The 12,913-nt window shown below is 58.3% G+C and carries 10 protein-coding genes; 6 read left to right on the forward strand and 4 right to left on the reverse strand.

Annotated elements, in window-relative coordinates; all coding sequences use genetic code 11:
• The first annotated feature begins 21 nt into the window (after positions 1-21).
• Positions 22-1,686: a hypothetical protein gene (locus tag ACR0BI_RS03405; protein ID WP_480561426.1), complete on the forward strand. Its 1,665-nt coding sequence runs from the start codon at positions 22-24 to the stop codon at positions 1,684-1,686.
• The gene (locus tag ACR0BI_RS03410) at positions 1,683-2,360 is read left to right on the forward strand and encodes an SH3 domain-containing protein (RefSeq protein ID WP_480561425.1); all 678 of its coding nucleotides are present in this window, start codon (positions 1,683-1,685) and stop codon (positions 2,358-2,360) included. The genes ACR0BI_RS03405 and ACR0BI_RS03410 overlap by 4 nt, the downstream gene beginning before the upstream one ends.
• Here the strand turns inward: ACR0BI_RS03410 and mfd are convergent.
• Together mfd and ACR0BI_RS03420 are read right to left on the reverse strand one after the other, a co-directional pair.
• Complete coding sequence (gene mfd / locus ACR0BI_RS03415; RefSeq protein ID WP_480561424.1) at positions 2,357-5,812, reverse strand: transcription-repair coupling factor; 3,456 nt, start codon at positions 5,810-5,812, stop codon at positions 2,357-2,359. The two genes, ACR0BI_RS03410 and mfd, sit on opposite strands and share 4 nt — an antisense overlap.
• Before the next feature lie 21 nt (positions 5,813-5,833).
• Positions 5,834-6,358 carry a component of SufBCD complex gene (locus tag ACR0BI_RS03420; protein ID WP_170396878.1) on the reverse strand — a complete coding sequence of 175 codons (525 nt, stop codon included), beginning with the start codon at positions 6,356-6,358 and terminating at the stop codon, positions 5,834-5,836.
• A 120-nt stretch (positions 6,359-6,478) separates the two neighbouring features.
• Here ACR0BI_RS03420 and hemB point away from each other — a divergent pair, with 120 nt between their 5' ends.
• From hemB to ACR0BI_RS03440, 4 genes are all read left to right on the forward strand, one after another.
• Positions 6,479-7,477, forward strand: a complete 999-nt coding sequence (gene hemB, locus ACR0BI_RS03425) for a porphobilinogen synthase (protein WP_170817831.1) — start codon at positions 6,479-6,481, stop codon at positions 7,475-7,477.
• Positions 7,478-7,620: 143 nt separating this feature from the next.
• Positions 7,621-8,193, forward strand: a complete 573-nt coding sequence (locus tag ACR0BI_RS03430; protein ID WP_170509617.1) for a YSC84-related protein — start codon at positions 7,621-7,623, stop codon at positions 8,191-8,193.
• 165 nt (positions 8,194-8,358) lie between these two features.
• Positions 8,359-10,821 carry a penicillin acylase family protein gene (locus ACR0BI_RS03435; RefSeq protein WP_480561423.1) on the forward strand — a complete coding sequence of 821 codons (2,463 nt, stop codon included), beginning with the start codon at positions 8,359-8,361 and terminating at the stop codon, positions 10,819-10,821.
• Between the two features lie 103 nt (positions 10,822-10,924).
• The gene (locus ACR0BI_RS03440; protein ID WP_170567134.1) at positions 10,925-11,320 is read left to right on the forward strand and encodes a nuclear transport factor 2 family protein; all 396 of its coding nucleotides are present in this window, start codon (positions 10,925-10,927) and stop codon (positions 11,318-11,320) included.
• Here the strand turns inward: ACR0BI_RS03440 and hflX are convergent.
• Both hflX and hfq read right to left on the reverse strand, forming a co-directional pair.
• Entirely contained in the window at positions 11,317-12,588 is a 1,272-nt protein-coding gene (hflX, locus tag ACR0BI_RS03445; protein WP_170396869.1) for a GTPase HflX, read from the reverse strand. The two genes, ACR0BI_RS03440 and hflX, sit on opposite strands and share 4 nt — an antisense overlap.
• Positions 12,588-12,827, reverse strand: coding sequence for an RNA chaperone Hfq (gene hfq / locus ACR0BI_RS03450; protein WP_005982826.1), 240 nt, complete (start codon positions 12,825-12,827; stop codon positions 12,588-12,590). Before hfq ends, hflX begins: the two co-directional genes overlap by 1 nt.
• Positions 12,828-12,913 lie beyond the last annotated feature (86 nt).

Genomic DNA, 12,913 nt, shown 5'->3' on the forward strand with positions numbered 1-12,913 from the left:
CGCAAATCGTGGGGGGGCGCCATGAGCGACTATTATGATCTGGGCACGTATTCCTGTGCCGTCACCACAGCATCACCCGAAGCGCAGCTTTGGTTCGATCGCGGATTGGTCTGGACGTATGGCTACAACCACGACGAAGCGGTCACGTGCTTTCAGAAAGCTGCCGAGATTGACCCGGATTGCGCCATGGCCCATTGGGGCGTCGCCTATGCAGCAGGCCCAAACTATAACCTGCCGTGGGAATTGCGGGACGATCAGGGCCAGGCCAAATCACTGGCCATCGCCTATGATGCAACACAGAAGGCGCTGTCGCTGCTCAACGGGTGCACAGCGGTTGAGCAAGCGTTGATCCGCGCCCTACCCTCCCGATACCCTCAGCGTGACCCCATCGAAAACATGCACCAGTGGGACTATGACTATGCGGATGCGATGCGCGCCGCATTTGCCGAACAGCCTGATGATCTGGACCTGCGCACGATCCATGTTGAGGCGCTGATGAACCTCACCCCGTGGCAGATGTGGGACCTGAAAACGGGTCAACCGGCCGAGGGTGCCGCGACCCTTGAAGCGCAAGACGCTTTGGAGAGCGCTATGGTCAATGACCCGGCGTCGATGTCTCATCCCGGTCTACTTCACCTATATGTGCACCTGATGGAGATGTCGCCGACGCCAGAAAAGGCGCTGCAGGCCGGAGACATCCTGCGTACACTCGTACCCGATGCCGGTCACCTGGTGCATATGCCGACCCATATCGACGTGCTGTGCGGCCACTATCACAACGTTGCCTACTGGAACGAAAAGGCCACCGAGGCCGATCTGAAATATTATGAGCGTGAAGGCGCGTTCAACATTTATACCGGCTATCGTCAGCACAACTATCACTTCACCATCTATGGCGCTCTGTTTCTCGGTCAGATGGAACCAGCCCTGCGTGCCAATCAGGGCCTGTGGGATACCACCCCCGAAGATATGCTTCGGATCGAAAGCCCGCCCATGGCGGATTATTTTGAAAGCTACATGTCCATGGGCCCGCATATCCTGATCCGCTTTGGCCGCTGGGAAGAGGCCAAGGCACTGAAGTTGCCAGACGACCCTGATCTCTATCGCACTCTGACGGCAACAATACATTATGCTCGCGCCATCGCCCATGCAGCCACTGATGAGGTGGCGCAGGCCGAAGCCGAAGAGCTGTTGTTCCTTGCCGCAAAAACCTGCGTGCCCGAGACCCGCCGCCTGCACAACAATCGGGTCATCGATCTTCTGGAGATCGCAGCAGAAATGCTGCGCGGAGAAATCGAGTATCGCAAAGGCAACTACGAGATTGCCTATGCACATCTACGCCGCTCAGTCGAATTGGATGACACGCTGCCCTATGACGAGCCATGGGGTTGGATGCAACCAACACGCCATGCGCTTGGTGCGTTGTTGTTCGAACAAGGGCATGTGAACGAGGCCGAGGCAGTCTATCGTGAAGATCTAGGCTTGGGTGGCACGCTCAGCCGCGCCTCGATCCACCCTGACAATGTCTGGAGTTTGAAGGGTTTGCATGATTGCCTGAAAGTACGCGGCGAGACAGTGGAAATCCGCCAAATCAAGCAACGCCTTGATCTTGCCTTGGCGCGCGCGGACCGCACCGTCGGCGCGTCATGCTTCTGTGCCCAAGCCGCCATGAGGGCTGCGGAATGAAGCTATTCCTTTTGGTGGCAGGCCTGCTGCTTGCCAGTCCAGCGCTGGCACAGCGCCAGACCTTTCCACCTATCGACGAGGCAGGTCAAAATCCATCACTGGTCGCATTCCGAGCTGACTTGCTGGCGAAAATCGAGGCACGCGATACCGATGCAGTTGTCGCCGCCGCTTGTCCCAACATCTATCTCAGTCACGGCACAGCAGGTGGACCGGAAGAGTTTCGCACCAACTTGACTGTGCCTCCGGAAACGCTTGGTGAAGAATTTAAGGACGAGGCTGCAGAGCTACGTGATTTTTACTGGTCGCAATTGCAGCAAACGGTTTCCCAACCGGGATATTTTGACGATCAGGGTGAATTCTGGATGCCGCACTATTGGCGGATCATTCTTCCCGCTACAGTAGACCCTTTCACCGCCTTCTATGTTTCGGGTGAAAGCATCACACTGCGTCAGGCACCGTCTCGTGGCGCGCCCATCCTCGCGCTGATCAGTCATGAAATCGTGATCGTCCCTGACTATCAACCTGATGGGGAATACCAGAAAATCAGACTAACCGATGGGACATCGGGCTACTTACTCAGCGATTTTCTGACATCGATGGTTGGCTACCGCGCTGCGTTTGTTAAATCCGATACGGGCGACTGGCAAATCTGCACTTTTGTGACGGGGGACTAGGCTTTCGCCTTTTTCTTCACAGCCACGACCTTTTCGGCCAGATCACGGGCGATGGCAAACGCACCTTTGATCTTGTCGCTGTCCTTCTTCCAGTCGCGCCGCACAACGATCTTGTTGTCCTTGACCTTGGCCAGCCCGCGTTGGTTCTGAATGAACTCGACCAACCCCTCGGGTGAGGCGAACTTATCATTGTGGAACTGTATCGTTGCGCCCTTTGGCCCGCCGTCCAGCTTGGCGATCCCGGCGCGTTTGCACATCGCCTTGATGCGCACGACAAGCATCAGGGTATTCACCTCTTTCGGCAGGCTGCCGAAGCGATCGATCAGTTCGGCGGCAAAGCCCTCCAGTTCCACTTTCGTCGACAGTGACGACAGGCGGCGGTAGAGGCCCAGACGCACGTCCAGATCGGGCACATAATCCTCGGGGATCAGAACCGGGACACCCAGATTGATCTGCGGCGCCCATTGGTCATCGGCATCCGATAGCCCCTCCATCTCGCCGGCTTTGATCTTGGCAATCGCCTCTTCCAGCATCGATTGGTAGAGTTCGTAGCCCACATCACGCATCTGGCCGGACTGTTCCTCACCCAGCAGGTTGCCCGCACCACGAATGTCGAGGTCTTGCGAAGCCAACGTGAACCCGGCCCCGAGCGTATCCAGCGAGCCCAGAACCCGCAGCCGTTTCTCAGCCGTCGCCGTCAGGCGCTGGCGCGGTTTGGTGGTCAGATAGGCATAGGCGCGGGTTTTTGAGCGCCCCACCCGCCCCCGGATCTGATAGAGCTGCGCTAGGCCAAACATATCCGCCCGATGCACGACCATCGTGTTGGCAGTCGGGATATCCAGCCCGCTTTCTACGATCGTCGTGGCCAGCAGAACGTCGTATTTACCGTCGTAGAACGCGTTCATTCGGTCATCAAGCTCACCCGCAGCCATCTGCCCGTGTGCGACCACGTAGGATAACTCAGGCAACTGCTCTTTCAGGAATTCCTCGATCTCAGGCAGGTCAGAGATGCGCGGCACCACATAGAAGCTCTGCCCGCCACGATAATGCTCGCGCAGCAGCGCCTCACGGATTGTTACCGCGTCGAATTCGCTAACATAGGTGCGGATCGCAAGCCGGTCGATGGGGGGCGTGCCTATGATCGACAGATCACGCACGCCTGTTAGGGACAGTTGCAGAGTTCGTGGGATCGGTGTCGCTGTCAGGGTCAGGACGTGCACGTCCGAGCGCAGCTGTTTCAGCCGTTCCTTGTGGCCCACGCCGAAATGCTGTTCCTCGTCGATGATCAGCAGACCCAGATTATTGAACCGTATCCCTTTGGCCAACAGCGCATGGGTGCCGATCACGATATCTACAGTGCCTCGCGCCAGCCCGTCACGGGTTTGCTGCGCCTCTTTGGCCGAGACAAAGCGCGACAGTTGTCGGACTTCAAGTGGGAAACCCCGGAAGCGATCCTTGAAGGACGCCGCGTGTTGCCGCGCGAGCAACGTGGTCGGTGCCACAATGGCAACCTGTACGCCCGACATCGCGGCGACAAAGGCTGCGCGCATGGCGACCTCGGTCTTGCCAAAGCCTACATCGCCACAGATCAGACGATCCATCGGCGCGCCGGAATGCATGTCTTCCATCACCTCGGAAATCGCGCGCAACTGATCGTCGGTCTCCTGATATGGGAAACGCGCGCTGAACTCTTCCCATGCATGCGGCGGTGGGTCCATGACAGGAGCTTTCCGCAGGGCTCGTTCGGCGGCGATGCGGATCAGCTTGTCCGCCATTTCGCGGATGCGCTCTTTCAGCTTGGCCTTCTTGGCCTGCCAAGCGCCACCACCCAAGCGATCAAGCAGACCTTCGTCATGGCCATATTTCGAAAGCAGTTCGATGTTTTCGACCGGCAGGTAGAGTTTGGACTGTTCAGCATATTCCAGCAGCAGGCATTCATGCGCGGCCCCCGCAGCCGTAACGACCTCCATCCCCTGATACCGCCCGATCCCGTGGTCAACATGCACCACCAGATCACCGGGCGACAGCGACTGCGTTTCAGTCAGGAAGTTCTCGGCCTTGCGGCGTTTTTTGGGTTGGCGGATCAGACGGTCGCCCAGAACGTCCTGTTCCGAGATCACGGTCAGATTGGGCGCTTCAAACCCGTGTTCCAACGCCCAAACCGCAAGATGCAGGCCGCGCTTTCCAACCCGGGTTCCGTCGGTCACCGGGATCGCCTCGGCCAGGCCTTCATCTTCGATCAAGCCGGTCAGTCGTTCACGAGCGCCTTCGGAGTAAGAGGCAATGAGGACCGGCCCCTTGTCCATCTTTTCGGTGATATGCGCCGCCAGAGCGCCAAACAGGCTGATGCTTTCCTGCTGACGTTCGGGTGCAAAGTTGCGCCCGATCCGTCCGCCCGCATCGATCACGCCCGGACCACTCGCCTGCGGCAGCGGGTTGAACTGCAAAACGCGACGATCGCCCACTGCATCTTCCCATGCAGCATCGTCCATATAGAGCAGACCGGGAGGCGTCGGTTTATAAACCGTATCCATGCGCGAGCGGTTTTCCAAAGCCAGCTTTCGCGTCTCATACTGATCCGCAATCGTATCCCAGCGCGCCAGCCGAGCAGGCGTGACCTGATCGTCAAGCGAGATTGAGGCCCCTGGAAGATAATCGAACAGCGTTTCTAGCTTTTCATGGAAAAACGGCAGCCAATGCTCAATCCCCTGATGCTTGCGACCTGCGCTGACAGCTTCGTATAAGGGATCATCCGTACCCGCCGCGCCGAATTCGATGCGATAGTTCTGACGGAATCGGGTGATGGCGGCTTCGTCCAGTATGACCTCGGACACCGGAGCAAGCTCGACCACATCAAGTTTTTCAGTCGTTCGCTGCGAGACAGGATCAAACCGGCGTGCACCATCCAGAACATCCCCGAACAAGTCCAGCCGCACGGGCCCGCTCTCACCGGGTGGGAAGATGTCGATGATACCGCCTCGGATAGCGTAGTCTCCGGGCTCCATCACCGTGGGGCTTTGGGTAAAGCCCATCCGCACCAGAAAGTTGCGTAGGGCATCTTCGTCTATGCGCTGATCTACGCGAGCGGTGAATGCGGCCTCTCGCAACACTGCACGCGCGGGTACCCGTTGGGTCGCGGCATTGAGCGTGGTAAGCAGCACGAACCGCTGCGGCATCTGATGCACCAAAGCAGCCAGTGTTGCCACGCGGGCAGCAGAAATGTCGGCGTTGGGCGACACCCGATCATAGGGCAAGCAGTCCCATCCGGGGAATACAAATACGGGCATGTCCGGCGCAAAGAATGCCAACGCTGCCCGCATCGCCTCCATCCGTTTGTCATCGCGGGCGATATGACAGACTGGACCGCCCGAGCGCGCGATCTCATTCAGCACAAGCTGTGCATCAAACCCCTCGGGGCCGCCGCCGACTGTTACGTGGTTCGGAGCCGTCATTACCTTGCCTTTCAGGGACTACTAACCCAGGACACCAATCGAAATGTTCTGATACATTCCCCAGAACGCAGTGATCAAGATCGAGAACATACCGATGATCTGAGTAAAGGTCCGACTGCGCGTCAGCGTTTTGGAAACATTTTCTACGGTCGCTTCTTGAGTCTGCAATCGACGCGCTGCCGCAATACTGATCATCATGACAAAACACATCGGGAGCAGAAGCAGGAATACGGCCTGTGCAAATTCCACGTCGTAGAAGAACCCCAACGTCGCAAGGCCAGTCAAAACAAAACAGCAAATTGCCATCAATACCAGACCCGAGGTTTCGACGATGTACAACACTCTGTTCGAGTTGATCCGCGCGACATCCAGAAGGTCTTGTTCTGATTGACCACCTACACGACGGGCGCGCATCACCAGATCATAGGGCACCCCCATCGTCCAGTGGCTGGCAGATGACCAAAGAACGGCCAGACCGATCCAGTACCACAGATTCGAAAAGCTCCGCATGTCGATGAGTTCGAAAATCGAAGAGTATATGTCCAAGCGTCTGCCCTTTGTTCAACGTCCGCAGGGACCGTCATCGCAGCGATGCGTCCATTGTTACCCTTGAGACCACCGGGAATTCATGCCACCCAATGCGCAATTGTTCAAGGAGAGTGCGCCATGAAACCGACCATCGCCCCATATCCCCGGACCCGTTTCCGCCGGGCCCGCCAATCCGAGGCGATCCGGGGTCTGGTACGCGAGAACACCTTGACTGTGAATGACTTTATCTGGCCTGTTTTTGTGCGCGACGGTGAAAATATCGAAGAACCCGTCCCGTCGATGCCCGGTGTCGTGCGACGCTCGGTCGACCTGGTCACCAAAGCCGCGGTTGAAGCGCAAGCCCTTGGTATTCCTGCAATATGTATTTTCCCATACACCGATCCGAGCCTGAAAACCGAGGATTGTGCCGAGGCCTGGAACCCCGACAACCTGTCCAACCGCGCCATTCGTGCGATCAAGACCGCTGCGCCCGAAATCGCGGTGATGACGGATGTGGCCCTGGACCCCTACAACATCAACGGCCATGATGGCTATGTGGTCGATGGCGAGATTGTGAATGACCAGACTGTTGAGGCGCTGGTAAAAATGACGCTGGCGCAGGCCGAAGCCGGAGCTGACATCATCGGCCCGTCCGACATGATGGATGGCCGTATCGGCGCCATGCGCAGTGCACTTGAGTCGGCTGGTCACCACAATGTCATGATCCTGAGTTATGCCGCCAAATATGCCAGCGCTTTCTACGGCCCTTTCCGCGACGCCGTTGGGGCATCAGGCGCGCTGACCGGTGACAAGAAGACCTATCAGATGGATCCTGCCAACTCGGACGAGGCCCTGCGTCTGATCGAGCGCGATCTGACCGAGGGTGCAGATATGGTCATGATTAAACCGGGGATGCCATACTTGGACATCTGCCGACGGGTCAAAGACAGCTTCGGTGCACCGACCTATGCCTATCAGGTGTCTGGCGAATACGCGATGATCCAAGCCGCTGCACAAAACGGTTGGATCGACGGCGAAAAGGTGATGCTGGAAAGCCTACTGGCCTTCAAGCGCGCAGGGTGTGACGGCATTCTGACCTATTTTGCACCCGAAGCCGCGCGCATCCTGCAGGGCTAACACTTCAGATTGTCGCAATTTTTCGCCGATTTGCTGCGTGCGCAGCACAGCTTTCCCGTGACAGGCCGGTGCAATCGGCGTATTCTTGCAGACAAGATCGGGAACACCCGACATATCAGGCACATACACAGAGACAGAGAAACATGAGCAGTTCAAACTCCCCCCGACTTAGCCGTCGCGGTTTTGCTTTTGGCATGGCCGGACTGACGCTGACCGCCTCCTGCGGCAACGGCGTTGGCAACTCCAACGCAGTCACACTCGACGCGCGCGTCGACGCGACGCTGAACGAGATGTACAGCAAGTATCCCAACACCGTTGAGATTGCCAACAAGGCCAACGGAATGTTGGTCATGCCACTGATTACAGATGCCGGATTTATCTTTGGTGGCGCCTATGGTCAGGGTGCACTGCGTATTCAGGGCGCGACGGTCGACTATTATTCCGCCATCTCCGGTACTGCGGGTCTGCAGATCGGCGCACAGCAATATGCGCATGTTCTGTTCTTTATGACCGAAGAGGCCTTGAACGATTTCCGCCGCTCCAGCGGTTGGACGGCCGGTGCAGATATCGGATACGTCGTCGACGCGACCGGAGAATCCTTGTCGACCGACACCACTCAGTTGCGCAAACCCGTGCTGGCCGCAGTCTTTGGACAGGCGGGTCTGAAGTTCGGCGCGACGGTCGAAGGCACCAAATATACGCGCATCATCCCCTAAGACCCAAGATACCACCCTCCCCCCTCTGACGAGCCCCGCTACATCTTGTGGCGGGGCTCCGTGTTTTCGCGGTTTTCCACAAATTCCAGTGGCATTCCTCTTTCGGTCGGGCGGAGGTTCCAGTAACCTTAGCGCAAATGACCGCATAGAATTCTCGGGGGACAGATGGGCCTGGTTTTTCGCTGGCTGGTGAGACTTACGACAGGCCTGATCCTGCTGGCAATCGCTGCTGTGGGGTTGGTCTACTTTCTGGCCAGCCAATCCCTGCCTGAATACAATCAAACCCTTGAAGTTGAAGGAATAACTGCCCCTGTCGAGATCGTTCGCGACACTGCAAATGTGCCGCATATACTGGGCCAGTCTGACCCGGACGTGTTCTTTGGTCTGGGCTATGCCCATGCACAAGACAGGCTGTGGCAGATGACCATTCTGCGTCGGACCGCACAGGGCCGCTTGTCCGAAGTGTTCGGCCAGCGCACGGTAGCCATCGACAAATTACTTCGCCGTTTCGATCTTTACGGACTCGCCCATCGGTCAGTCGAGTTTCAGGACGACTATACCAAGGCCGCGCTTCGCGCTTATTCCGCAGGGATCAACGCCCGGCTTACCGAGATCAACGAACAGGCGCTTGGACGTGGCGCCCCCGAGATGTTCCTGTTCAACGCCCCCGTTCCCCCATGGCAGCCGGGCGACAGCGTAGCGATTATCAAGCTGATGAGCCTGCAGCTTTCCGGCCATCTTGCTGATGAAGTGTTGCGCGCACGCACATCGCTGATGCTGGATAATCCCGCACGGCTGGCCGACATTCTGCCCGACGTCCCCGGTCCCGGTATTGCCGCGCTGCCCGAGTATGCTGATCTGTTTCCAGACCTTCCGCGCTATGCCCAAGGCACCCCGATGCCCGACACGCCGCTGTCGCCTTTCCCGCAGCGCGGGCTGGCAGGTGCGTCAAACGCGTGGACCGCCGCGCCGTCCCGATCGGCCAGCGGTGGCACGTTGCTGGCAAACGATCCGCATCTGGGCCTCACCGCCCCGGGTATCTGGTATCTGGCGCGGCTGGAACTGGCCAAAGGCGGCGTTATCGGTGCAACCATTCCAGGCGTACCGGCAATCTCAGCCGGACGGAGTGAGCGCTTGGGCTGGGGCCTTACCTCATCCTATCTGGACGATCAGGACGTTCACATCGAACAACTGAACCCCGACAATCCCGAAGAATACCTTACCCCAGACGGCTACAAACGCTTTCAGACCCGCCCTTCGATTATCGAGATCAAAGACGCCGCCCCAATCACCCTGACCCTGCGCTGGACCGAGAATGGACCGGTTCTGCCGGGCACGCATTATGATCTGGAAACCATCACACCACCGGGCCATGTCGCGTCTCTCTCGTGGAGCGCGCTAAGCCCCCGCGATACATCCATGAGCGCCTCTTTGGCGCTGATGAATGCCGATTCAGTTCGAGACGCCATCGACGCGGCCGAGGACTATATTGCCCCTTCGCAAAACTTGTCGCTTGTCGATAAAGACACGATCGGCATGAAACTGGTCGGCGCAATGCCCCGGCGCGATCTGAACAATCAAAGCCGAGGCCGCATTCCCACCCCCGGCTGGCTGGAACGGAACCGTTGGCAGGGCCGCCTGCCCTATTCAGACAATCCTGAATTCGTGGCCCCGGTTGGCGGAGTTCTGGGTAACACCAACAACAAGATTATCGACCGGCCCTTCCCGCGCCATGTGTCGTACGAGTGGGGCGACACCCAGCGGGTCAATCGCTGGGAACGCCTGATGCAATCGCGCGAGGTACATACGCGTGACAGTTTTATCGAAGCGCAGTTGGACACGGTTAGCTTTACAGCGCGATCACTGCTTCCTCTGATCGGCGCCGACCTCTGGTTTACCGGTGAGTCGGCACCCGAAGGCACGCCCGAACGGCAGCGTCAGATCGCGCTGGATCTGTTGGCCAACTGGAACGGTGAGATGAACGAGCATCTGCCGGAACCCCTGATCTACGCCGCATGGTTGCGCGCGCTGCAAATCCGCCTGATCTCGGACGAACTTGGCCCGCTGGCTGCCGAATACAAGCATGTCGAGCCGCTGTTTATCGAACGGGTGTATCGCGATTTCGACGGTGCCTCGGTCTGGTGCGATGTTCTTCAGAGCGCGCCCGTTGAAAACTGCACCGACATGGCACGACTGGCCCTGGATGACGCGATCATTTGGATTTCCGAGCGCTATGGCCCCGCACTCGAATCTTTGCGCTGGGGCGATGCGCATCAGGCCACCCAGGACCACCCTGCGCTGGGCCAGGTTCCGGTGCTGCGGTTTTTCGTCAACATCCGCCAATCCACCAGCGGTGGCGATAACACACTGCTGCGCGGGCGCACGTCAGGCGAAGGACCGGACCCGTTCCAGAATGTGCATGGCGCAGGTTATCGTGGCGTCTACGATTTTGCGGACCCCGATAGTTCGGTTTTCATCACCGCAACTGGCCAGTCAGGCCATTTCCTATCTCGCTATTATGACGATCAGGCCCAACTATGGCGGCGCGGAGAATACATCCCTATGTCGCTGGATATCGGGCTTGCCCGTGCAGCGGCAGTTGGTGTGACCGTCCTGAACCCGCGCTGATCTGATCGGCAAATCCCCGCCCCTTTTTGAACCTCGCGTGGCGCACCCCTTCGTTATCGCCTAAACTCGTCTGGCCGTCGCATTGCACGAAGGGGGAAAATGCATGGGCAGCTTTCGAGACACCTTAAACAATCTCGCACGCGATTATGCGATCGCCTGGAGCTCGGGCGATCCCGACTTGGTCGCCAGTTTTTTCGCCCCCGAAGGTCAGATCAGCATTAATCGCGGTGAGCCCCTGCGCGGCCATGCCGCAATCGCCGAAATGGCTCGCGGGTTCTACGCAGAATTCCCCGATCTTGAGGTGCGTTGCGATATGATGCGTTGGGCCGGAGGGCATGCCATTTTTGTCTGGACCCTCGAAGGCCATCACGCCGAGACCGGCAACCGTGTCGTTACACGCGGCTGGGAAGAGTGGGAGCTTTCAAAGGACAACAAGGTGCTATCTTCGCTTGGGTGGTTCGATGCAGAGGATTACCAGCGTCAGATAGACGGTACCTAGAACGCCGCGAAGCGGGACGCCTGCTTGTCAGTCCAGAGCACCGTGATCTCGAACCCCTCTTCGGTCTGATCTTCAGACCTGACCACATCCTGACGATAGAGCCACGCGCGTTTGTCACCATCGGCAAAGCCCAGTTTCAGGATAGTCTCATGCCGCGCGCCCTGCAGGATCGTGGCGATTTCAGACAGCAGCGGATCAACACCTTCGCCCGTTACGGCCGATATGGCAAAGATCGCCGGATCACGCTCGGCCCGGGCAAGCGCGGCTTCGCGGTCTTCCGGGCTCAGCAGATCGATCTTGTTCCAAACCTCCAACCGGGGGCGACTGTCCTCGACACCCAGAGAGTTCAGGATAGCCTCGACATCCCGTGCCTGTGCTTCGGTTTCTTCGTGGCTGATATCGCGGACATGCACGACCAGATCAGCCCCCAGAACCTCTTCCAGCGTGGCGCGGAAGGCCGCAACCAGTTCCGTAGGCAGGTTCGAGATGAAACCCACGGTATCGGACAGGATCACCTCGGGGCCATCCGGCAGCTCAACCCGTCGCATGGTTGGGTCCAACGTGGCGAACAGCATGTCTTTTGCCATCACCTCGGCCCCGGTTAGGCTGTTGAACAGCGTGGATTTCCCGGCGTTTGTATAGCCAACAAGTGCAACAATCGGGTATGGAACCTTCGCGCGCGCTGCGCGGTGTAAGGTGCGGGTCTTCACCACTTTTTGCAATTGGCGGCGCAGGCGGACCAGTTGTTCATCAATGGCACGCCGGTCGGCCTCGATCTGAGTTTCACCGGGACCACCCACAAACCCAAGGCCACCGCGCTGACGTTCCAGGTGGGTCCAGGCCCGAACCAGTCGCGTACGCTGATAGCTAAGCGCGGCCATCTCAACTTGCAGCACACCTTCACGGGTACGCGCACGGTCGCTGAATATTTCCAGAATCAAACCGGTCCGGTCGAGGATTTTGACCTTCCACGCTTTTTCCAGATTGCGCTGCTGAACCGGAGTCACTGGCCCGTCGATCAGAACCAGCTCGATCTCATTGTCGTGGAGGCGTTCGGCCAGTTCCTCGATCTTGCCGCTGCCGAACAGAAAACCAGCCTGCGCGCGCGGTAGGCGCACTATTTCGGAACCGACCACATCCAGATCGGGCAAAGCGGCAGCTAGTGCCACCGCCTCTTCCAGCGCTGGTTCGGGCACACGGCGCTGTTCATCTGATTTGATTTCGGGATGCAGCACCCAAGCCCGGGTGCGCGCCCTCTCATGTTCCATCAAGAGGCGTCTTCGCCCTCATAAAGGTTGATCGGCTGTGACGGCATGATGGTCGAAATCGCATGCTTGTACACCAACTGCGACTGTCCGTCGCGGCGCAGCAGCACGCAGAAGTTATCGAACCAGGTGATTACACCCTGCAATTTCACACCGTTGATCAGGAATATTGTGACCGGGACCTTTGCTTTCCGTACATTGTTCAGGAACGCGTCCTGCAGATTCTGTCTGTCCGAAGCCATATTTTGTTATCTCGCCATTGTTCTTGCTACGCGCTGCGGACCAACGCGCTCCCTCCGGCAGAGTATGGAGTGCCGCGCACAGATAT

The organism is Ruegeria sp. E5, from assembly GCF_056534105.1.

Coding starts and splice junctions, on each gene's coding strand:
- ACR0BI_RS03435 (WP_480561423.1), top strand. CDS start 8,359: ATGGGCCTGGTTTTTCGCTGGCTGGTGAGACTTACGACAGGCCTGATC.
- ACR0BI_RS03430 (WP_170509617.1), top strand. CDS start 7,621: ATGAGCAGTTCAAACTCCCCCCGACTTAGCCGTCGCGGTTTTGCTTTT.
- hflX (WP_170396869.1), bottom strand. CDS start 12,588: ATGGAACATGAGAGGGCGCGCACCCGGGCTTGGGTGCTGCATCCCGAA.
- hfq (WP_005982826.1), bottom strand. CDS start 12,827: ATGGCTTCGGACAGACAGAATCTGCAGGACGCGTTCCTGAACAATGTA.
- hemB (WP_170817831.1), top strand. CDS start 6,479: ATGAAACCGACCATCGCCCCATATCCCCGGACCCGTTTCCGCCGGGCC.
- ACR0BI_RS03440 (WP_170567134.1), top strand. CDS start 10,925: ATGGGCAGCTTTCGAGACACCTTAAACAATCTCGCACGCGATTATGCG.
- mfd (WP_480561424.1), bottom strand. CDS start 5,812: ATGACGGCTCCGAACCACGTAACAGTCGGCGGCGGCCCCGAGGGGTTT.
- ACR0BI_RS03410 (WP_480561425.1), top strand. CDS start 1,683: ATGAAGCTATTCCTTTTGGTGGCAGGCCTGCTGCTTGCCAGTCCAGCG.
- ACR0BI_RS03405 (WP_480561426.1), top strand. CDS start 22: ATGAGCGACTATTATGATCTGGGCACGTATTCCTGTGCCGTCACCACA.